Origin of the sequence: Candidatus Aeolococcus gillhamiae (assembly GCF_016464765.1) — a bacterium.
Classification (GTDB): Bacteria; Chloroflexota; Dormibacteria; order Aeolococcales; family Aeolococcaceae; genus Aeolococcus; species Aeolococcus gillhamiae.
The window spans coordinates 1-19,500 of the sequence record NZ_JAEKNS010000052.1; the positions used below are offsets into that span (position 1 = coordinate 1).

The following is a 19,500-nucleotide window of genomic DNA, read 5'->3' on the forward strand; positions in this document are numbered from 1 at the left end:
CGGCCGCACGGTCGAGGGCGCGCACCGCGGCCTTGAGCTGCTCCTCGACGTCGACGGTGTTGCCGGGTTCGAGGCTGAGCAGCGACTGGCGCGCCTTGCCGACGTAGGTGCGCACCGAGGACCGCACTCCGCGATTGCGGACGTGCTTTCGCTCGTTGGCGCGGATGCGCTTGCGGGCTGAACGGGAATTGGCCACGTGTCTTCCTGTCGAATGAGATGGGCAACCGCACCTGCGGGAGCTGCGCGCAGACGGCCGGCGCGGTCCGCGGAGTATATCAGCGACCCAATGCTCCTCATCCCGGCTTACGCCAAGGTGAATCTCTGCCTGGCCGTTCGCGGGCGGCGCCCTGACGGGTTTCACGACATCGACTCGGTGGCGGCGACCATCGACTGGCACGACCTGGTGGGAATTCGGCTCTCGCCGGCCGAGGCCACCACCGTGCGATTGCGGGTGGGCGGCGACGGCGGTGTGCTGCCCGCCACCGACGACAACCTCGCCGCCCGCGCGGCCGCGGCGATCGCGGCGGTGGCAGGTCCGCTGCAGATCGACCTGTGGCTCGACAAGCGCATCCCCAGCGAGGCGGGTCTCGGTGGCGGCTCGGCGGATGCTGCCGCCGTGCTGCGCGGCTGCGCGTCACTGCTCGACAGGGGAGAGTTCGGCGCCGAACGTGCTGTCGCCCTCGCGCGCACGTCCCTGCACGATCTGGGCGCCTCGCTGGGGTCGGACGTCCCGATGCTGATCCGGGGCGGCACGCAACGGATGCGCGGCCGCGGTGAACGGCTCGACGCCGTCGCGGCCCCGTCTCTTCATCTCACCGTCGCGATCGCGGGTGCGGGCAACACCGCTGCCGCGTACGCGGCCGTGGAGAACCTTGACCTCGAGGACACGACCCGGGTGGACACTGTCGCCGCGGCGCTGCAATCGGGGCAGGTCCCGGCTGATGACGTGCTCGGTAGCGGTCTCGAGGACGCCGCCTGTCGCGCCAATCCGCTGCTGGATGAGCGCCTGCTGGCGCTGCGTGCGGCGGTGACCGAGGCGCGCTGGCACCTCACGGGCAGTGGGGGAGCGGCGTTCGCGCTCGCCGAGAACGCCGCCCATGCTGCGGAGCTGGCCGGCGCCGCCAGCGCCGCCGGCTTCCCGGCGCGAGCATGCCGGACCGTCAGCGGCTGAAGTCCTTCCTGTACCTGGCGTCGAGGAGCGAGTACAGCCCGAACGCCAGGAACCCAAGTGCCACGACGCTCAGGACGATGGCCCCGAAACGCTGGGCGGCGAGCGCGCGCAGGCTGGCGTCGAGTCCCTTGGACCGGCTGGCGTCGTCGGCGAGCGCGGCGCTCAACACGAAACCGCCGATGATGCCGAACACCAGGCCGCGGGCGGACTGACCCGCGACGCCGAGGATGGTGGCGACGCGTTGCAGCGGCCTGCTGATTGCGCCTTTGTCCAGGGGCGACTCGAATTTTCGACTTGCCGCGTAGCCGAAGAGCGCGAAGCCCACTCCGATGATCGCGACACCCGCCGCGGCAACGACGACGCGGCCGCCGCCGGCGCTGAGCAGCCTCGCCGTCCACGAATCCTGGTCACTCTGCGGGGACTTGGTCCCCGAGCCGATCAGCACGCGCAGTGCGGTGAACAGGAAGGCGGCGTACACGACCGCAGTCCCCAGCGCGAGCAGGCGCCGGCCCGCGTTGGCCAGCTCGCTCTGGTCCTTTCGTCGGGTGACGGCACGCAGAAGCTGCCAGGCGATGTACGACGCGAAGCCGATGCAGAGCAGGACCAGCATCACGTGACCCGCGACGCCACCGGAGAGGCTTTCGATGGCGCCGCGCCTGTCCAACTCCGCGTTGCCGCGGCCGAGCAGGACGGCGGTGACCAGCGCTCCGAGCACGAGGTAGTTGACCGCGCGGCTGAGCAGCCCGGCACGCGCGACGCGCTCCCCCCACTTGTCGTCGAGCGCGCGGCCCGCGATCGCCTCACCGCGCTGCGCTCCTGCTGGCGGCGATGGGCTCACGCCGCCACGGTACATCGCCGGTACCGCGGCTCAGGTACCCGACCGCCGAAACGGCAGCCACAGGCGGAACAGCGCCCCCGCGGGCGCGTCGACGTAGGCCAGCGCGCCGTCATGGGCGCCCGCGATGGACGAGGCGACAGCGAGCCCGAGGCCGGCGCCCCCCGACTGACCGCCGGGCGTGCGCGCCGCACTGGCACGGAAGAACCGGTCGAACAGCATCGGACGCATCTCGGGCGCGATGCCCGGTCCGGAGTCAGCCACCTCGATGGCGATGCCATCGTCGGCTTCGCTTGCCTGCAGCGCCACGGTGCTGCCCGGTGGCGCGTACCTGATCGCGTTATCGACGAGATTGTCTATAACCTGGCGGAGCAGGGCGGCATCCCCTGGCACGCTCGCCGCGGTGGCGGCGTCAGACGTGACGGTCACGTGCTTGCGCCCCCCGGCCGTCCGCCATCGCTCGGCGGCCTCGGTGAGGAGGTCGTTGACGTCCACCGCCGCGCGCGCGGCGACCAGGGTGCCTGCGTCGGCACGCGCCAGCAGGAGCAGTCGTTCGGCGATCTGGGTCAGGTGCTCCACCTCGGTGAGCAGGCGGCGCTGGCTCTGCCGGTACTCGGGCACGGCCCGGATGCGGCTGAGGCTCAACTCCAACTCCGCCTTCATGATCGCCAGCGGCGCGCGCAGCTCGTGCGAGGCATCCGCGGTGAACCGCTGCAGGGTGTCGAAGCCGGTTTCCAGCCGAGAGAGCATCCCGTTGAACGTGCCCACCAGGTCGCCGAGCTCGTCCGGCGGGACGGCGACGTTCACGCGGCGATGCAGGTCCCTCTCACTGATGGTCCGGGCCAGGCCGGCGATGGTGCGCACCGGCCGGAGCACCCTCCCGGCCAGCCAGCGCGCGATCAGGCCGGTGAGGCCGAGCGTGAGCAGGGAGAGCATCAGCGCGATGAGCAGCGTTTGGCGCTGCGAGTCCACCAGGGCGCCGACCGACCGGCTCACCACGATGGTCCCGGGAGCCGCAGGGTCGCCGGCACCCAGCGCGTTCGCGTAGACACGCTCCGGCGTGCCGGCCGAGTCGGTGGTGTCGGCGAACACCGGTACTCCAGCCGCAGCCGACCGCGCCGCGATCGCCAGCGCTGCCGCCTGCGGGATCGGATCCGTCCCCGCCGAGGCGACGACCCGCCCCGCGCTGATGATCACCGCGTTGGCCGTCACCGGTCCGGCGCCGGTGCCGGTGGCGCCGAAGGAGAGGTGTCCGTTGGAGTCATCGATTCCCGCCTCGAGGAGGGTCGCCTGCGCCACCAGGTCGTGCTCCACCTCCGAGCTGGCCGCCGCGCTGGTGGAGAGCAGCAGGGCGACGTTGGCGATGATCAGTGCCGGTGCCACCGCCGCCATGGCCAGCACTGACAGCCGGCCGCGGGTGCTGAGCGAGGTGCGCATCAGGGATCGCGGTAGCGGTAGCCGGAGCCACGGACGGTGACGAATGGATCCTCGGTGCCGGCCGCCACCAGCTTCTGGCGCAGCCGGCCGATGTACACCTCGACGAGGTTGCGACCGCCGTTGAAGTCGTACGGCCAGCCGTGCTCGAGGACCTGGGTTCTGGTCAGCAGCCTGCCCTTGTTGAGCAGGAAGTACTCGAGGATCGAGAACTCCTTGGCGGTCAGCGGGACGACCTGTCCGCCAACCGTCAGCAGATGAGCCGCGGTGTCCAGCTCGACCTGACCGGCTCGCAGGATCGCGGCACGATCGTCGAGGTGACGCCGCGTCAGCGCGCGGATCCTGGCCACCACCTCGCGGAGCGCGAATGGCTTGACCAGGTAGTCGTCGGCGCCCGCTTCCAGGCCTCGCACACGGTCGTCGACGGTGTCCCGACCGGTGAGCATCAGGATCGGCGTCCGCACATGCCGATCGCGGAGCAGCTTGGTGGCGGCAATTCCATCGAGTCGGGGCAGCATCACATCCATCACGATGACGTCGAACTCGGTGGTGGTTGCCGCGGCGGCTGCCTCCTCCCCATCCTCGGCGGTATCGACCGCCATGCCCGCCTCGCGCAGCGCGCGTTGCAGGATGGAGAGGAGGCGGCGGTCGTCCTCGACGATCAGGATGCGCATGGTCCGATTCTGCCCTCGGCGAGCTAAAGACCCTCTAAACGGAAGTGGCCGACAGGCTTTAGGGGGCGTTGAGGCTGCTCGCCGATCCTCATATGGACGACCCGCCGATGCGCCGCTCACTGCGGGGCGGGAGCGGGCAACATTCCAGGAGGACGACAGATGAGCGCTCACGACACTGATCGACCGAACATGCGGCGGCGCATCGTGCTTGGCGCCGGTGGAGCGCTGATCGCCGCGGCCGGCGTCGGCGGCTACATCGCAGCGAGTGGTGGCGGAGCAGCGAAGGTGCACCTCACCGCCTCGCCAACCGTCGCTGTGCCGGCTGCGAACCAACCGGCGGACACCGCCCCTGCCGCCGGGGCACCGGACCCTGACACCACGCAGGACCAGAGTGGCGCCCCGGACACGACCGGGGCAGCGGAGGCCCCATCGACGGCTGCCGAAGCTCCCAACGCCGCTGGTGATGGGCCTGGCGGCTACGCCGACACCAGCGCCAACGCGCAGACCGAGCAGAGCGGCAACAACTGACCCTCGCGCCGAGAGAGGGGCGGATTGTCCGCTCCTCTCACCCGGCGGCGTCCAGACGCTTGATGAGGGTCTTCGGCGCGACGGCGCGGTAGCTCTCCGTCACCCACTCGCGGAGCACCTCGACGTCGGGGGCACTGGGATCACCCAGCTGCAACGTCACCCAGCTGTGCCGCCCCAGCCCGTAGGCCATCGGCTTGGCACAGCTCAGCGAGAGGGCGAAGCCCCCGGACTCCGGAAGCTTGACCCCCAGGCTGCCGGTGTCATCGGAGGCGAGGAACGCAAAGATCTTCTTGCGGACCTTGGCGACGCGGTCACCCTCCCATGGAAAATCCTGCCACGCATCGGGAAGGCCGAGCGCATGCGCGGCGAGGGTGTCGGCGACCTGCTTGCTCGCCATCCGCTCAGCGGCTCTCCACCGCCAGCGCGGAGGCGAAGCCGATCAGCGCGGTGCCCGTCATGGCGTCGAGGCCGCGGCGCACCCGGCGCCTCTGGATCCACGCGCGGACGTGATGCAGGAACGCGACCAGCGCGAACAACCAGACAACTCCCAGCACCGCGTGTGTGTACGCCAGCGCCAGCGCATCGATGGTCGGGGTGCCGGCGTGGCCGAGGAACTGCGGCAGCACCGACAGGTAGAAGGCGAGCACCTTGGGATTGGTGATATTGCAGAGGAAGCCTTGGCGCAGCGCCGCGAGCCGCCGCGTGCGAGGCACAGCCTCTGTGTTTGCGGATTCCCAGCCGGCGCCGCGGCGCGCCGCCAGCAATGCCTGGACGCCGAGATAGCCGAGATAGGCGACCCCGGCCCACCGGATGGCCAGGAAGAGCGGCTGCGAACGGGCGATCACCAGGCCCACCCCGAAGGCGGCCAGCGTGCCCTGGAGCAGGCAGCTGATCACCACACCGAGGCTGGTGAAGAATCCCGCGGTGCGGCCACGGGCCAGTGAGTTCCTGACAACCACGGCGAAGTCCGGCCCGGGGGCGATGACGACAATGGCCGCGAAGATCACGAAGGTGCCGTACGTTGGCCAGGTCACCTCCCCATTCTAGGAAGCCGGGTTCCGTGGTGCCCCCGCTCGCCGCCGGTACAATCCGGCCTCGTGGCTGCGCAGACGCCAACTGACGGTTCCGCCCGCGCCGTGGCCGCCGACGCGCCCGCCACCTCTCCGCCCCGACCGGAGGATTGCTCCCACCCGGCGCCGGTGGTCGGGGTGATGGCCCACGAGTTCTCGACGTACCAGGGTGCGATCGGGCCCGAGGGCACGCGCCGGACCTCGACCTACTACGGACCCGTGCTCGGCGGCCTGCCCATCTCGGCGTGGCACTGCCAGACGTGCGGGTTGCTGCGCCTGACCTTCGTCGACGGGCGCAGGGAGGAGAGGCGGCTCTACCCCGGGCCGCAGCCGGGGCTCCTCGCCGAGCCGACCCCGTTCGACCCCCAGCAGGTGGGATACGGACTGCAGGCGAGGGTGTCCGGCGTGACCGTGCCGCCGAGCATGTACACCGAGCTGGTGGCTCCATACGAGCGCGCACCCTTCCCTCCGCTCTGGGAACGCGTCGAGCTGCCGGCGTGGAACGCGCTCACCTGGACCACCGTGCTCGGGCTCAGTATCGTGGGGGTCGGCCTGCTGATCACCGGAATCCTGGCGGTGTACACGTACACCACGCCCGCGTCTGTCGGACCGGTGGTCACCGCCACCGGCCTCACCTTCCTCGCCGTCCTGCTCCTGCAGCTCGCCGGCGCGGCGCAGCGGCAGTGGTTCCCGTTCCCGCCGATCGCACCATCGGTCGCGGCGACGCAACGGGGCACCCCCGCGCTCGACGGCGCCACCAAGGCGGTGATCACGCTGCTCAGCTTCAGCATGCTCGGACTCCTCGCCGCCGCCATCCTCGCCGTGTACACCTACTCAACGTCCGCCGCGGAGCTGCCGGTGGTGATCATCACGGTCATCACGGCGCTCCTCGCGGTGATCATCGGCCTCGGCGGATCCATCACACGCCACATGCGCGGTCGCTGACATCGCGATGGGGCTGCGCCCGCCGCCGGACCAGGATGTCGTGGTGTTCGGGGCAAGCGGCGACCTCAGCGCGCGCAAGCTCCTTCCCGCGCTCTACAACCTGTCCAAGGAGGGTCTGCTGCCCAAGCGCGGCGACATCGTCGGGGCCGCTCCGGTGACGATGGACCAGGAGGCCTTCATCGATTTCGCGCGCAAGGCCGTTCGCACCTTCTCGCGGACCAAGCCCACCCAGAGGTCGCTGGACGAGTTCACCAGGCGGCTGCGCTTCGTGTCCCTCGACCCCAGGGAAAACCTGCGTGACCTGCGTGCCGCGCTGAAGCGCAACCGCCGCCTCGTGTACCTGGCGGTCCCGCCGTCCGCATTCACCTCCCTGATCCACGGGATCGGCGACTCCGACCTAGCCGACGGAACCTCGCTGATCATCGAGAAGCCCTTCGGGCACGACCTCGAGTCGGCGCGCACGCTCAACGACGCCATCCACGCCGTCCTTCCCGAGCCGCAAATCTTCCGCATCGATCACTACCTCGGCAAGGAGACCGTGCAGAACCTGCTGGTCTTCCGCTTCGGAAACTCCGTGTTCGAGCGCGTCTGGAACCGCGACGCCATCGCCCGAGTGGAGATCACCGTTGCCGAGTCGCTCGGTGTCGAGCAGCGCGGCGCGTTCTACGAGCAGACCGGTGCGATCCGCGACATCGTGCAGAACCACCTCTTCCAGGTCCTGGCGATCACCGCGATGGAACCGCCGATCTCGTTTGACGCCGAGTCGATTCGCAACGAGAAGGTTAAGGTGTTGCGCGCGCTCAAGCCGATCACGCCCGACGAGGTGGTTCGCGGCCAGTACACAGCCGGTGTCGTGGACGGCAAACGCGTCCCCGGTTATCGCCGCGAGCCGGGTGTCCACCGCCATTCAACCACCGAGACGTACGCGGCCATGCGCTTGTGCATCGACAGCTGGCGCTGGTCCGGCGTCCCCTTCTTCGTCCGCACCGGCAAGCGCATGGCCGAGCGCGACACCCGCATCGTGCTCACCTTTCGTGACGTCCCGCTGCATCTCTTCCAGCGTCTCGGTGTGCGCTCCGTCGACAGCAATCGCCTGGTCGTGCACGTCCAACCGGACGAGGGCATTGCGGTGACCTTCGTCGCCAAGGTCCCCGGACCGGAGGTTCATCTCCAGGACGTGAAGATGAGCTTCACTTATGACAGCTCGTTCAAGGCCTCCCCGCCGGAGGCGTACGAGCGGCTGCTCCACGACGCGCTGAACGGCGATCACACACTGTTCATCCGCGAGGACGAGGTGGAGCGCGGCTGGCAGGTGGTGCAGCCCGTGCTCGATGCGCCTCCGCCGATCGTGCCCTACCGCGCCGGGTCCTGGGGACCAAAGGAGGCAGACCGATTGGTCGAACCGCTGCACTGGCACAACGCCCACGTCGGCGACGCCGGATGAGCACGCTCATCGGTGTCGACCTCGGCGGCACCAACATTCGTGCCGCCGTCGCCACCGGCACCTACACCCATGCCGCGCCGACGCACTCCGCGACTCCCGGTCAGGACGGACCGGCCGCCGTCGTCGAGGCGATCGCGCGTTGTGTCGCCGAGGCTGCGGGGGGCAGGCAGGTCGACGGGCTGGCGATCGGCATCCCAGGCCCCCTGGACCCGCGGCGAGGCATCGTGTACGCGGCCCCGCAGCTGCGCGGCTGGGACAACTTCGAGGCGGCTTCCGCGTTGCGCAGCCGGATCGGCTGCGAGGTCGTCATCCACAACGACGCCAACCTCGCCGGCTACGCGGAGTGGGTCGCCGGCGCGGGCCGCGGAACAACCGACTTCATCTTCATCACCGCGAGCACGGGAGTCGGTGGTGCGCTGATCATCAGTGGCGACCTGTACGCCGGGAAGTCCGGAACCGCCGGGGAGATCGGCCACATGCCGTTGAGCCCCGACCAGCCGCCGTGCGGCGAGGGTCACCCCGGGTGCCTCGAGGGCACCGCCAGCGGCACCGCCATCGCCAGGTCGGCGCGGCGGGCGGTGGAGGCAGGCGAGTTCACCTCGCTGTCCGAGCTCGCGCCCGACGCCATCGACGGCAGGGCCGTACAGGACGCTGCGCACGCCGGTGACGAGGTGGCGCTGCGCATCTTCACCACCGCGGCGCGCAGCCTGGGGCGCGCCGTCGGCGGCTTGATCAACCTGTTCTCCCCGGAGGCGATCGCCATCGGGGGCGGGCTCATCAACGCGGGTGAGCTGCTGTTCGGTCCGCTGCGCGCCGCGGTGGGTGAGATGGCATTCGCGGTGCCTGCTGAGCAGTGTCGCATCGTCGAAGCCGAGCTGGGCACCGACGCCGGGCTGGTCGGCGCCGTCGCCTGGGCGGTCAAGAGTTTCGGCCAGTCGAGCCCGGCTGGCAACGGGTAGCCTCCGGCAATGGACATGGGACCGCCAGTCGACCCGCCAGCCCCGCCACCGCCGCCGGGGACGCCCGGACCGCCGGGGGCGCGAGGGTTCCCCGTGGCACCGGGCGGACTGCCACCCTCGCGCTGGACATGGCAACGGCTTGTGGTCATTGCCGGCGCGGTCGTGGTCGTCGGCCTCGTCCTCGCCGCCATCGTGCTGGCCACGCGCAAGCCGGCACCGTCGCCGACCCCGCAGGCGATCGTCACGCCATCAGCGTCGGCGTCTGCGAGCCCGTCCCCGAGTGACACGCCGACTCCCAGCCCGACGCCCACGGCGACCGCGCCTCCCACGGCAACGCCCAAGCCGACGCCCACCGCCACGATCACGCCCCAGAACACACCCACCCAACAGGCGGGACTGCTTTTTCCAGCCAATGGATCGGGCACCGGGTCGGAGTGCGGGGCCAACGGCACGTACACGGGCTGCCCGGTCACGTCGCACCTCATCGGCGCCGCCAATCAGTGGCGCACCCACAACGCGTCGACCCCCCAACCCCTGTGCCGGTGCCCGTCCACATACTCGTCAGCCTTCGCGCAGCAGAACGACACGCTGCTGCCACCGGGAGACCAGGGCAACCCCGACCGTGCCGCCGTCCAGGTATCCCTGACGCTCTCCAGCGGGACCGAGAACATGGTGGTGCTGTTCGTCCGCCAGGGCGGCACGTGGCTTGCGGACGACACGTACTGCGGCAGCCGGATGAACACCCTCAGCTCAGGCGCTCCCACCACCTGCTAGTCGCGGAACACCCTGCTTCTCTGACCGTTCGCGTACGGCGTGGTCACGGGGCGGTTGCATGCCCCTTCGGCGTGGCCTTGCCGTTGCTAGCGTGACCCCATCCTCGCGGAGCACAGGCTGACGCAAACGCCTGGGGCGCCCGACCGGGCCCGACGCGCAGGACCCGATCGACCCATCTCTTTGAGGCGTCCCCATGTTCTTCGCACGTACCCTCTCGCACCGTCACCGAGTCGCCGCGCGCCGCGCTGTCAGCAGGCGTGCGGCTCGCGCTCTCATCGCGGTCGTTGCCCTCGGGGCGGCGCTCGGGATGAGCACGGTGGCCGTTCACGCCGCAGCCATACCCTTTGGCACGGTGCTCATCTCGGGCGCGCAGTGGGCTGGTACGGATGCTGGGCTCGGTGACCTCAACGTGTACAGCAACGGCACCCAGAGCCAGGATCAGATGGGTACGTTCGGTCTCAAATACGAGTGCACCGAGCTCGCCCAGCGCTGGGCGTACTACAAGTTCGGCGAGCCGGCGCAGTGGCCGATCAGCAAGGCCGCGGACATGTGGACCGCCGGCCCGACCATGCCGGTTCCGCTCTCGCAGAACCCCAACGGCGGCGCGACGCCGCCCCAGCACGGCGACCTCCTCGTGTTCGCCGCGACGGCGACAAATCCGACGGGCCACGTCGCGGTGGTGAGCTCGGTGACGGCGAGCGGCGTGACCGCGGTCCATCAGAACTTCACCCTCAACGGCACCCTTGCGGGGCAGTGGACTCAAGCGTTGAGCGGGACCACCGTCGCTGCGCTCGGCAACGACCCCGTGATCGGATGGCTGCGTGCCGGTCCGGCCGTCGCTGCCCCGGCTTCGCCCCTTCCCGTGCACGCGTCCTCGGCGCCGAGCACGGCGGTCACACCCGACGGCTCGACGCAGACCGTCTTCTGGAAGGGAACCGCCAACCAGCTGACCGAAGCCTGGTACGCCGGTGGTGCCTGGCACGGTCCGGCCGACTTCGGTCAGTTCGGCACCCTGGTGTCAGCCCCGAGCGTGGCGATCAGCAAGGACGGGTTGACGCAGACCGTGTTCTGGCAGGGGGCCAACGGCCACCTCTATGAGGCGTGGTATTCGGGTTCGTGGCACGGGCCCGCCGACCTGACGGCCACCTGGGGTGGGCTGGGCGGCATGACCTCAGCGCCGAGCGCGGTCACCACCAAGGACGGCTCGCAGCTTGTGTTCTGGCGCGGCCCGGACAACCGCGTCTGGGAAGCCTGGTACGCGGCCGGCTCATGGCACGGTCCGATCGACCTCGTCAGCCTGGGAACCATGGCGTCCGCGCCGAACGTCGCCGTGACTCCCGACGGCACCACCCAGACCGTTTTCTGGAAGGCGACCAACGGGCTCCTCACAGAGGCGTGGTTCACCGGGCAGTGGAACGGACCGCGGCAGTTCGGCAACTTCGGCGCCCTCGCCGGCGCACCGTCGGTGACGGTCACTCCGGACGGGCTCACCCAGCTGGTGTTCTGGCAGGGCGCCGACAAGCACCTGCACGAGGCATGGTTCACCGGCGCCTGGAACGGTCCCTCGGACTTGACCGCCGCGGCATTCGGAGGCGCCAGCCCGCTGCTGTCGTCGCCGACAGCAACTGTCACCACCGACGCCAGCACGCAGATCGTCTTCTGGACCGGCGGCGGTGGCCTCATGTTCGAGGCGTGGTGGGCGGGCGGACGCTGGAACGGGCCGGTCGCGGTGCGCGCCGGCTAGCGCTCGCCGGCGCGGATCGTGGCGGCCAACCTGCTTGTGCCCGGCGCCAGCGGACAGCGCCAGCGCGGATCGTGCGCGCACGACGGTGCGTACGCGAAGTTGAAGTCGAGCACGATGCGATCACCGTCGGTGCCCAGGTCGGCGCCCTTGGCGGTGTCGAGCGCGTAGCGTCCGCCGCCATACGTTTCGGCCCCAGAGGTGGTGTCGGCGAAGGGGACGAAGAGCCCGCCTGCGTAGCCGTCGAGCCAGTACGCGCCGAGCTCGTGCTCCGCGTCGTTCAGAGAGAACCGCAGCGTGCCGATGTGGGTCATCCCCGGCACCTCGTCATCGCCGTCGAGATGGCGCGGGCTGATCGGAGCCAGCTCGGCAAGAGCTCGCATCGAGGCATCGTACGCGAAGCAGTCGAAGCGATACCCCGCGCGTCGATCCGCGGCCACCGGCGATTGCGGATGGTCTCGGTAGAGACGCTCCTTGCCGGCACGCCACCGCAGCCACGCCGGCTCACCCGGACCCAGCGCGCGAACCTCAGCGTACAGCTCGTTCACCGTCCGCCGCCATTCCGCGAGCTGCACCGCCGCCGGCGCGTCCATGCTTTTCCGCTTCAGTCGACGAGTTGCGGAAAGAGACCGTCAAGATCGCGTGAGAACGTCGGGAACGCGTGCAGCGTGTCCTCGAGGACGGCGAGCGATATTAGAGCCCTGATCGCCAGAGTCAGCTCGGCGATCATCTCGCCGGCGCGCGGGCCGACGACGAGCGCGCCGACGAGGACCTTGCGCTCCATGTCAGCGACCAGCTTGATCACGCCTCCTGGTGGACCGTTGATGTACCCGCGCGTGCCGTTGCCAGAGTCGGCGCAGACCACGCGCACGTTGGACAGCTGCTTGCGCGCGTTGGCCTCACTCAGCCCCACTGACGCGATCTCCGGGTCGGTGAAGGTCACTCGCGGGATGGCGCGGTGGTCGGCCACAGCCTCCTTGCCGGTGAGCTGCCTGCCGATGACCTTGCCGTGATACCAGGCAAGGTGGGTGAAGGCACCGATCCCCGTGACGTCACCTCCCGCCCAGATGCCCGGCGCCGCAAGCAGGGTCTGGTCGTCCACCTTGATCCAGCCCTTCTCGGTGGTGGCGATGCCGGCCGCCCCGAGGTCGAGCCCATTCAGCTTGGGCCGCCGGCCCGCGGCGACGAGGAGGCGCTCACCGGTGAGTGTCTCGCCGGACTCCAGGCGGAGCTGGATGCCGTCGCCCGCGCTTTCGACAGCGACAGCCCGCGCCGACAGGTGGACCCGGATGCCGTCCTCCTCGAACGCCTTGGCCAGCTCGTCCGACGCCTCCTCTTCCTCGCCGGGGATCAAGCGGTCAACGGCCTCGACCACGTGAACGGTGCAGCCGAACCGGGCGAATGCCTGGGAGAGCTCGGCGCCGATGGGTCCGCTGCCGAGCACCACCATCGAGCGGGGCAGCTGGCGCACCAGAGTCGCCTCGCGGTTGGTCCAGTAGGGGACGCTGTCGATGCCCTCGATAGGCGGAATCGCGGCGGAGGTGCCGGTGCCGATGACGATGCCCCTGCGTGCGGTGAGCTGGCGGTCGCCGACCATCACGGTGTGCGCGTCGGTCAGGCGGCCGTCACCGCGGATGATCGTGGCGCCCTGGTCCTCCAGTGCCTCGGTGGCTTTGGTGTCGTCCTCATCGCGGGCGATGTAGTGGGTGCGCCGGGCGATCTTGGTGAAGTCGACATCCCATTCCACGCGCGAGGCGGCCAGCTCGCGAGCGCGCTCCGCCTCGGCGAGCACCTCCGCGGAACGAAGCAACGTCTTGCTGGGAATACACCCCCAGTACGGGCACTCGCCACCGACGAGCTCGCGCTCGACCACCGCGAAGCTGATGCCGGTTCCCTTCAGCTCGCTGGCCATGCCCTCGGACACTGTCCCGGCGCCGATGCAGATGACGTCGAACGCGTCCCCCCCGCCCGGCGCCACCGCTACAGGGCCAGCGGACGGGTCGGCGCCATCACCGCGGACGGGTTGTTCTTCCAGTCCACCCCGGGAACGTCAATGTAGAGCTCGAGCTCGTTGCCGTCGGGATCGAGGACGTACAGGCTGTGGCTGACGGTGTGGTCGCTCAGGCCGACGATGCGCACGCCCGCCTCCTTGCATCGGGCCACCGCCTCGCGGAGCTCGTCGTCGCTGTCGCCGATCTTGATGCCGAGGTGGTACAGGCCGACATGCCGGCCGGACGGGATCTCCTGTGCCGCCGCACCGACCTCGATGAGCAGCAGCTCGTGGTGGGTGCGGCCGCCCGAGAAGGCGGCGGCCGGGAAGCGCGGGTCCGGCGTGGAGATCTGCGTCCAGCCGAGGACGTCGCGATAGAACGCCGACGAGCGCTGGATGTCATGGACATAGAGGACTGCGTGGCCGAGCTCTTTCACGCGCATCGGCCCAGCGTACCCCGCCGACCATGCCTTCAGGCAGAGCCGGCGCGGGGCAGGCCGTGGGCGCGCTCAGAGCACGGTTGCCAGGAACGCCTTCGTCCGGTCGTGCTGGGGGTTGGCGAGGATCTCGCGGGGGGCGCCGGCCTCGACGACGGCCCCTCCGTCCATGAACACGAGCGCGTCACCCACCTCTCGCGCGAATCCGATCTCGTGGGTGACCACGATCATCGTCATGCCGGAGTGCGCCAACCCGCGCATGACCTCGAGCACCTCACCCACCAGCTCCGGGTCCAGCGCAGAGGTGGGCTCGTCGAAGAGCATCAGCTTGGGCTGCATGGCCAGCGCTCGCGCGATCGCGACGCGCTGCTGCTGACCTCCGGAGAGCTGCCTCGGATAGGTGTCGACCTTGTCGCCTAGTCCGACCCGGTCGAGAAGCGCGCGACCACGATCGACGGCCAGAGCCTTCGACTCTCCCTTCACCCGCATCGGAGCCTCGACCAGGTTGGCGAGAGCGGTCATGTGGGGGAACAGATTGAAGCTCTGAAACACCATGCCGATCTCGGCGCGCTTACGGCACACCTCGCGATCGGGCAACTCGTAGAGCTTGTCAGCGCGCTGCCTGTACCCGACCAGCTCACCGTCGACCGAGAGCTTCCCCGCATCGATCTTCTCGAGGTGGTTGATGCACCGTAGGAACGTGCTCTTGCCCGAGCCGGACGGCCCGATGATGCACATGACCTCCTTCGGCGCCACCTCCAGGTCGATGCCGCGCAGCACCTCGAGCCGTCCGAAGTTCTTGTGCACCGCCTCTGCCTGCACCATTGGCGTGGCCATCAGCTGATCCCCGTCATCCGTGTGGTTTCGCGGTGATGGTCACATCGTCCGCCGCCGGGGGTGCTGCGCCACGGAAGTGGAAGAGAGTCCGGCGCAATCTCTGCAGAGGTGTTTCAGGCAGCTGGCGCAACGCGCCCCGTGCGAAATAGCGCTCCAAGTAGTACTGGCCGAAGGTGAGGATGGATGTCATCAGCAGGTACCAGAGGCTGGCCACGATCACCAGCTCGATGATGTTGTAGTTGAAGTTCGAGATCTGCTGCTGAACGAAGAACAGCTCGCCGACGGTGGCGATGACAGCCAGCGAGGTGGTCTTGAGCATTGAGATGGTCTCGTTGCCCGTGGGAGGAATGATCACGCGCATGGCCTGGGGGAGGACCACTCGCCGCATCACCTGCAGACGTGTCATGCCCAGGGCCTGAGCGGCCTCGGTCTGGCCGTGCTCCACCGAGATGATCCCGGCGCGGACGATCTCGGCCATGTACGCGGCCTCGTTGAGACCGAGACCGAGGATGGCCGCCAGGAAGGGGGAGACGAGCTTGTTGGTGATGCCCACCCACTGCAGCGACGTGAAGGGAATGCCGATGGTGACCTTGGGAAGGATGGCAGCGATGTTGAACCAGAAGAAGATCTGGACCAATACGGGTGTGCCGCGGAAGAACCAGATGTAGAACCAGCTCACCGCGGCGACGACAGGATTCTTGGAGAGCCGCATGACGGCGAGCAGGGCCCCAAGCACAACACCGATCACCATCGCGATCGCGGTCAGCTCCAGCGTGACGACGATGCCGCCAAGGATCTGCGCGTTGAAGAGGTACTGGCCCACCACGCGCCAATCGAGCTGGGGCGCGGTGGCGAGGATGTCGATGGCGAGGGCGGCAAGACCCAGCACCACCACCGCCGACACCCAGCGCCAGGGATGGCGAACCGGTATGGCCTTGATCGCCTCCGGCCGCACGCGCGGCGCCGGCGCTGGGAGCGGCTGATCTGCGGAGGTGTTCACGATTCGACTTGGGAGAGACGGCTGCTGGTTCAGCTCAGGTCGCTTGTCGCCTCAATCAGTACTTCGGCACGCAGGCCTGCGTCCCCGTGCCTGAGGAGGTGTTGACGTTCACGGCGACGTCGCTGGTGGACACGCCCACGCTGGCCACATTCCACGAATCGAGGATCTGCTTGTAGAAGCCGTGGTCGATCAGGTACTTGATCGCGTCCTGGGTGGCCTGCTGAAGCCCGGAGCTGTGGGCAAGGGCCACGCCGTACGGCGCGATGCCGCAGGTCTGACCGCCGATCTGCAGCTTGCCCGCCCTGACCTTGGCCTCGTAGAACGAGACCGAGGCGTCGAGCCAGCCGAAGTCGGAGCGGCCCGAGCTGAGGGCAGCGTCCGCCTGGGTCTGGGTGCCGAAACTCTGCACGGTGATGTCGGCCTTGCCGGCGGTCTTGCAGTTGTTGGTGTCACCGGCGATCGCGCCGCCGCCTGGGTTCGCGCCCATGTAGCCCCACGCGTCGGACTCCTCTGTCGTGCCCCCCTCGACGGCCACGGTGTGTCCACACATGTCGGAGGGCTGCGAGATGGTCGGGCCACCGACGTGCTCCACCCACGATTCTCCGACCTTCGCGTAGGTGACGAAGTCGATGCCCTTGGCCTCGCGGGGTGCGGTGGGCGAGTAGCTCGACCAGGCCATCACGTACTTCGGCGGGCTCTCGAGAAGTGCCGGGATGATGTCTGCGAAGGTGACGTTGTTGATCTTGCATTGCACGCCCCAGACCTTGCAGACTGCCTGGGCTAGGTCGATGTCCCATCCCTTGACCTGTCCGGTGCTTGGATCAACGAACTCATTCGGCTGGTAGCTGGCATCGGAGGCGATCTGTAGCGGGCCGCCCGACTTGATCGCGCTCGGCACCTCGGCGGCGATGCTCGCCTGCGTTGAGATCTCGGTGGCGCCGCTGGTCGGCGCGGTGGTGGTGGTCGTGTTGGAACTCCCACAGGCGGCGAGCAGAAGCACGCTCAGCACCATTGCGGTCGTGATGCCTCTCTGCGCGCGGTTCCCGATGCGGCCCATGTGGCGGCTCCTCGTGACTGTGGCTGGGAGTTGCGGACGCCTGACGGTAGGGGGCGGATTGTGACCGGCGCCGAGTTGACTGTCCACTCCGGCGCCCCTCGTACGATGGCTGCGGTGGAGAGCTACGACGTCGTGGTCTGCGGGCTGGGGGCGATGGGAAGCGCAACCGCGTACCAGCTGGCCAGGCGCGGCGTCCGCGTCCTCGGCCTGGACCGCCTCTCCCCGCCGCACCGGTTCGGCTCGACGCACGGAGACACGAGGGTCACCCGGCAGGCGATCGGGGAGGGGTTGGCGTACGTCCCCCTTGCCCAGCGCTCGCACCAGCTGTGGCGCGAGATCGAGGCACAGACGGGCGCCGAGCTGCTGACCACCAACGGCCTGCTGGTGCTGGCGTCACCCGGCCTGCAGACGCGTCACCACGGCAAGACGCGGTTCCTCGAGACCACCATCGAGGCCGCTCGCGCGTTCTCGATCGACCACGAGGAGCTGAGCGCGGCCGAGATCAGCAGTCGATATCCCCAGCTGCGCCTGAGCGGCGACGAGAGCGGCTATTTCGAGCCTGGTGGTGGCTTCGTCCGGCCGGAGGCCGCGGTGTCGGCCCAGCTCGAGCTGGCGCGGCGGTCGGGCGCGGCGATCCGGACCGTTGAGGCGATGACCGGGTACGTCCAGGACACGGACGGCGTCACGGTCACCACCACGGCGGGGCGCTACGCGGCGGGGACGCTGGTCCTCGCCGCCGGCGCGTGGCTCGGCGCGATCCTCGGCGAGCCGTACGCCCGCGATTTCGCCATCAGCCGTCAGGTATTGCACTGGTACGCCGTCGACGGACCGATCGAGCCCTACCTTCCGGACAGGTTTCCGGTCTTCATCTGGGACAGGCAGCCGGTGTCGTTCTACGGGTTCCCGGCGATCGACGGCCGGGACGGCGGGCTCAAGGTGGCCGCCGAGCAGGCTGTCCCGAGCGCAACGGTCGACGACGTCTCGAGGGAGGTGGGCACGGGGGAGCTGTACGGGTTCTACGACGCGATCGTCAGGGACCACCTGCCGGGTCTGGCGCGACGCTGCATCAGGGCGGTCACCTGCATGTACACGACCACCCCGGACGGGGACTTCGTCATCGATCGCCATCCCGAGCACCCGTCCGTGGTCATCCTCTCGCCGTGCTCCGGCCACGGCTTCAAACACTCGGCCGCCATCGGCGAGGCGGTAGCAGCTACGGTCGCCGGCGAGGTGCCTGTGGTCGACCTCAGCCCATTTTCCCTGCAGCGGTTGCGACCTCAGTCAGTCCCCAGCTGAACCGAGAGAGCGCTCCGCCACTCCGACGCCTGCAGGAACGCTCGGAACGCTTCCGCGGCGGCGCTCAGCGAGCGGTCCCTGACCCACATGACGTGCCAGCGCCGCTGCACCGGGAATCCTTCGACACGGAGAGGTCGCAGCAGCCCCAGTTGCACCTCCAGCTGGACGGCATGCGTGGACAGGACAGTCACCCCAAGGCCGCCCGCCACGGCTCGCTTGAGCGCGCCGTTGCTGGCCATGTCCATCGTGGAGACGGCCTGTACGCCCGCGTGCGCGAGGATGAGCTCCGCCGACTCGCGGGTGCCGGAGCCGCGCTCGCGGAGCAGCAGCGGGCCATCCAACAGGTCGAGTGGCTGCAGAGGCTCGCGTTCGACAAGCGGGTGGGTCGGGGCGCTGAAGCACATCAACTGGTTGTCGAGGAACGGCTCGGCTTCGAGGAGTCCGTCGTCCCACAAGCGGCCGACGACACCGAGATCGGCGCTGCCGTCGACGAGGAGCTCATGCACCCGCGAGCGATTGACGACATCGAGGCTCAGCTCGACCTTGGGGTGGCGGTGGTGGAAGGCAGCCAGCGCGTCCGGCAGGACGTACACCCCGACGGTCGTGTCGCCCGCGACTCGCACGGTGCCCGCACGCAGGCCGGCGAGATCTCCGATGGCATGCTCGGCGTCACCGACCGAGGCCAAGATGCGCGCCGCTCGCTCGTACAGCGCTCGTCCGATGGCGGTCAGCTCGGGAGCACGCCGAGCCGGATCAAGCAAGGGGTAACCGACGGCGCGAGCGAGGGCCTGCATCTGATGAGTGACAGCGGGCTGGGTGAGCGACAGCTCCCGAGCCGCTCTCGTGAAGCTGCGGTTGTCGACCACGCTCGTGAAGATTCGCAGCTGCCGCAATGTCAGGCTACGCTCCAATCGCGTTGTCATTAGAAAATTCTATGCAAAGTAACCTGAGAATGCATTGGACTTCACTCTAGCCCACGCCTACTCTCGTGAGATGCCCCTACAACGCCGTCCGCCGACCCCCACGCACGTGGCCCGCGAGCATTCGGATGCAGCGATCCGGCACGGCTAGGCGGCGCGCCATGTCCTACGCCGATCCGCTCGACGCGATCGACGGGGCGAAGAGCGAGGCGGATGAGGCGGGGCACGATCTCCGCGGGTTCACGCGCCGCACCGGCTCGTTTGGCTATCGCTTCGAGGCACGCTGCCATACGTGCAGAGAAACAGTGATCATCGCCAGGGTCAACGCCGGCTGGGACTACAGCAGGCCCATCGACTCCTGCGCGACACAGGCGAGCTGAGCGACCGC

At 69.2% G+C, this 19,500-nt stretch carries 22 protein-coding genes; 9 read left to right on the top strand and 13 right to left on the bottom strand.

Features of this window, described 5'->3' with window-relative positions; translation table 11 throughout:
• The coding region (gene rpsT, locus JF886_RS04390; RefSeq protein WP_337309991.1) for a 30S ribosomal protein S20 at positions 1–196 on the bottom strand (196 nt) is incomplete at its 3' end.
• A 90-nt stretch (positions 197–286) separates the two neighbouring features.
• On the opposite strand from rpsT, the gene JF886_RS04395 reads away from it, so the two are divergent.
• Positions 287–1,171, top strand: a complete 885-nt coding sequence (locus JF886_RS04395) for a 4-(cytidine 5'-diphospho)-2-C-methyl-D-erythritol kinase (protein ID WP_337309992.1) — start codon at positions 287–289, stop codon at positions 1,169–1,171.
• Here the strand turns inward: JF886_RS04395 and JF886_RS04400 are convergent.
• Genes JF886_RS04400 through JF886_RS04410 form a run of 3 tightly spaced genes read right to left on the bottom strand, consistent with a single transcriptional unit; the run spans position 1,161 to position 4,114 of the window.
• Positions 1,161–2,009: a DUF1206 domain-containing protein gene (locus tag JF886_RS04400; protein WP_337309993.1), complete on the bottom strand. Its 849-nt coding sequence runs from the start codon at positions 2,007–2,009 to the stop codon at positions 1,161–1,163. The two genes, JF886_RS04395 and JF886_RS04400, sit on opposite strands and share 11 nt — an antisense overlap.
• A 30-nt stretch (positions 2,010–2,039) precedes the next feature.
• Positions 2,040–3,443 carry a sensor histidine kinase gene (locus JF886_RS04405; RefSeq protein WP_337309994.1) on the bottom strand — a complete coding sequence of 468 codons (1,404 nt, stop codon included), beginning with the start codon at positions 3,441–3,443 and terminating at the stop codon, positions 2,040–2,042.
• Positions 3,443–4,114: a response regulator transcription factor gene (locus tag JF886_RS04410; protein WP_337309995.1), complete on the bottom strand. Its 672-nt coding sequence runs from the start codon at positions 4,112–4,114 to the stop codon at positions 3,443–3,445. Before JF886_RS04410 ends, JF886_RS04405 begins: the two co-directional genes overlap by 1 nt.
• A 159-nt stretch (positions 4,115–4,273) precedes the next feature.
• Between JF886_RS04410 and JF886_RS04415 the strand changes: the two genes are divergently transcribed.
• Positions 4,274–4,642 carry a hypothetical protein gene (locus JF886_RS04415; protein WP_337309996.1) on the top strand — a complete coding sequence of 123 codons (369 nt, stop codon included), beginning with the start codon at positions 4,274–4,276 and terminating at the stop codon, positions 4,640–4,642.
• A 37-nt stretch (positions 4,643–4,679) separates the two neighbouring features.
• On the opposite strand, the gene JF886_RS04420 is transcribed toward JF886_RS04415, so the two are convergent.
• Positions 4,680–5,039, bottom strand: a complete 360-nt coding sequence (locus JF886_RS04420; protein WP_337309997.1) for an MmcQ/YjbR family DNA-binding protein — start codon at positions 5,037–5,039, stop codon at positions 4,680–4,682.
• Positions 5,040–5,043: 4 nt separating this feature from the next.
• Complete coding sequence (locus JF886_RS04425; RefSeq protein WP_337309998.1) at positions 5,044–5,676, bottom strand: LysE family translocator; 633 nt, start codon at positions 5,674–5,676, stop codon at positions 5,044–5,046.
• A gap of 63 nt (positions 5,677–5,739) precedes the next feature.
• Between JF886_RS04425 and JF886_RS04430 the strand changes: the two genes are divergently transcribed.
• The 5 genes from JF886_RS04430 to JF886_RS04450 all read left to right on the top strand — a co-directional run bounded on the left by JF886_RS04430 (position 5,740) and on the right by JF886_RS04450 (position 11,578).
• Positions 5,740–6,657: a hypothetical protein gene (locus JF886_RS04430; protein ID WP_337309999.1), complete on the top strand. Its 918-nt coding sequence runs from the start codon at positions 5,740–5,742 to the stop codon at positions 6,655–6,657.
• Positions 6,658–6,664: 7 nt separating this feature from the next.
• Positions 6,665–8,101 (top strand): glucose-6-phosphate dehydrogenase, encoded by a 1,437-nt coding sequence (gene zwf / locus JF886_RS04435; protein ID WP_337310000.1) that lies wholly within the window; start codon positions 6,665–6,667, stop codon positions 8,099–8,101.
• On the top strand, positions 8,098–9,060 hold the full coding sequence (locus JF886_RS04440) for an ROK family protein (RefSeq protein ID WP_337310001.1): 963 nt from the start codon (positions 8,098–8,100) through the stop codon (positions 9,058–9,060). The genes zwf and JF886_RS04440 overlap by 4 nt, the downstream gene beginning before the upstream one ends.
• 93 nt (positions 9,061–9,153) lie before the next feature.
• Positions 9,154–9,834: a hypothetical protein gene (locus JF886_RS04445; protein ID WP_337310002.1), complete on the top strand. Its 681-nt coding sequence runs from the start codon at positions 9,154–9,156 to the stop codon at positions 9,832–9,834.
• 193 nt (positions 9,835–10,027) lie between these two features.
• Positions 10,028–11,578: a DUF8189 domain-containing protein gene (locus JF886_RS04450; RefSeq protein WP_337310003.1), complete on the top strand. Its 1,551-nt coding sequence runs from the start codon at positions 10,028–10,030 to the stop codon at positions 11,576–11,578.
• On the opposite strand, the gene JF886_RS04455 is transcribed toward JF886_RS04450, so the two are convergent.
• The 6 genes from JF886_RS04455 to JF886_RS04480 form a co-directional block, all read right to left on the bottom strand.
• Positions 11,575–12,168 carry a DUF1684 domain-containing protein gene (locus tag JF886_RS04455; protein ID WP_337310004.1) on the bottom strand — a complete coding sequence of 198 codons (594 nt, stop codon included), beginning with the start codon at positions 12,166–12,168 and terminating at the stop codon, positions 11,575–11,577. The two genes, JF886_RS04450 and JF886_RS04455, sit on opposite strands and share 4 nt — an antisense overlap.
• Before the next feature lie 11 nt (positions 12,169–12,179).
• Positions 12,180–13,553, bottom strand: a complete 1,374-nt coding sequence (locus JF886_RS04460; RefSeq protein WP_337310005.1) for a dihydrolipoyl dehydrogenase family protein — start codon at positions 13,551–13,553, stop codon at positions 12,180–12,182.
• A gap of 2 nt (positions 13,554–13,555) precedes the next feature.
• Complete coding sequence (locus JF886_RS04465; RefSeq protein WP_337310006.1) at positions 13,556–14,008, bottom strand: VOC family protein; 453 nt, start codon at positions 14,006–14,008, stop codon at positions 13,556–13,558.
• Positions 14,009–14,074: 66 nt separating this feature from the next.
• A complete protein-coding gene (locus JF886_RS04470) occupies positions 14,075–14,839 on the bottom strand; it encodes an amino acid ABC transporter ATP-binding protein (protein ID WP_337310007.1) in 765 nt (254 codons plus the stop codon).
• Between the two features lie 13 nt (positions 14,840–14,852).
• Positions 14,853–15,839 (bottom strand): amino acid ABC transporter permease, encoded by a 987-nt coding sequence (locus JF886_RS04475; RefSeq protein WP_337310009.1) that lies wholly within the window; start codon positions 15,837–15,839, stop codon positions 14,853–14,855.
• A 55-nt stretch (positions 15,840–15,894) separates the two neighbouring features.
• Positions 15,895–16,896, bottom strand: coding sequence for a transporter substrate-binding domain-containing protein (locus JF886_RS04480; protein WP_337310011.1), 1,002 nt, complete (start codon positions 16,894–16,896; stop codon positions 15,895–15,897).
• 105 nt (positions 16,897–17,001) lie between these two features.
• Here JF886_RS04480 and solA point away from each other — a divergent pair, with 105 nt between their 5' ends.
• Positions 17,002–18,192 (top strand): N-methyl-L-tryptophan oxidase, encoded by a 1,191-nt coding sequence (gene solA, locus JF886_RS04485; RefSeq protein WP_337310013.1) that lies wholly within the window; start codon positions 17,002–17,004, stop codon positions 18,190–18,192.
• On the opposite strand, the gene JF886_RS04490 is transcribed toward solA, so the two are convergent.
• Positions 18,174–19,115 carry a LysR family transcriptional regulator gene (locus JF886_RS04490; protein WP_337310015.1) on the bottom strand — a complete coding sequence of 314 codons (942 nt, stop codon included), beginning with the start codon at positions 19,113–19,115 and terminating at the stop codon, positions 18,174–18,176. The genes solA and JF886_RS04490 overlap by 19 nt on opposite strands.
• A gap of 158 nt (positions 19,116–19,273) precedes the next feature.
• On the opposite strand from JF886_RS04490, the gene JF886_RS04495 reads away from it, so the two are divergent.
• Positions 19,274–19,492 (top strand): hypothetical protein, encoded by a 219-nt coding sequence (locus tag JF886_RS04495; protein WP_337310017.1) that lies wholly within the window; start codon positions 19,274–19,276, stop codon positions 19,490–19,492.
• The last annotated feature ends 8 nt before the right edge of the window (positions 19,493–19,500 follow it).

Coding starts and splice junctions, on each gene's coding strand:
- JF886_RS04395 (WP_337309992.1), top strand. CDS start 287: ATGCTCCTCATCCCGGCTTACGCCAAGGTGAATCTCTGCCTGGCCGTT.
- JF886_RS04405 (WP_337309994.1), bottom strand. CDS start 3,443: ATGCGCACCTCGCTCAGCACCCGCGGCCGGCTGTCAGTGCTGGCCATG.
- JF886_RS04410 (WP_337309995.1), bottom strand. CDS start 4,114: ATGCGCATCCTGATCGTCGAGGACGACCGCCGCCTCCTCTCCATCCTG.
- JF886_RS04415 (WP_337309996.1), top strand. CDS start 4,274: ATGAGCGCTCACGACACTGATCGACCGAACATGCGGCGGCGCATCGTG.
- JF886_RS04420 (WP_337309997.1), bottom strand. CDS start 5,039: ATGGCGAGCAAGCAGGTCGCCGACACCCTCGCCGCGCATGCGCTCGGC.
- zwf (WP_337310000.1), top strand. CDS start 6,665: ATGGGGCTGCGCCCGCCGCCGGACCAGGATGTCGTGGTGTTCGGGGCA.
- JF886_RS04440 (WP_337310001.1), top strand. CDS start 8,098: ATGAGCACGCTCATCGGTGTCGACCTCGGCGGCACCAACATTCGTGCC.
- JF886_RS04450 (WP_337310003.1), top strand. CDS start 10,028: ATGTTCTTCGCACGTACCCTCTCGCACCGTCACCGAGTCGCCGCGCGC.
- JF886_RS04455 (WP_337310004.1), bottom strand. CDS start 12,168: ATGGACGCGCCGGCGGCGGTGCAGCTCGCGGAATGGCGGCGGACGGTG.
- JF886_RS04465 (WP_337310006.1), bottom strand. CDS start 14,008: ATGCGCGTGAAAGAGCTCGGCCACGCAGTCCTCTATGTCCATGACATC.
- JF886_RS04470 (WP_337310007.1), bottom strand. CDS start 14,839: ATGGCCACGCCAATGGTGCAGGCAGAGGCGGTGCACAAGAACTTCGGA.
- JF886_RS04480 (WP_337310011.1), bottom strand. CDS start 16,896: ATGGGCCGCATCGGGAACCGCGCGCAGAGAGGCATCACGACCGCAATG.
- solA (WP_337310013.1), top strand. CDS start 17,002: ATGGCTGCGGTGGAGAGCTACGACGTCGTGGTCTGCGGGCTGGGGGCG.
- JF886_RS04490 (WP_337310015.1), bottom strand. CDS start 19,115: ATGACAACGCGATTGGAGCGTAGCCTGACATTGCGGCAGCTGCGAATC.
- JF886_RS04495 (WP_337310017.1), top strand. CDS start 19,274: ATGTCCTACGCCGATCCGCTCGACGCGATCGACGGGGCGAAGAGCGAG.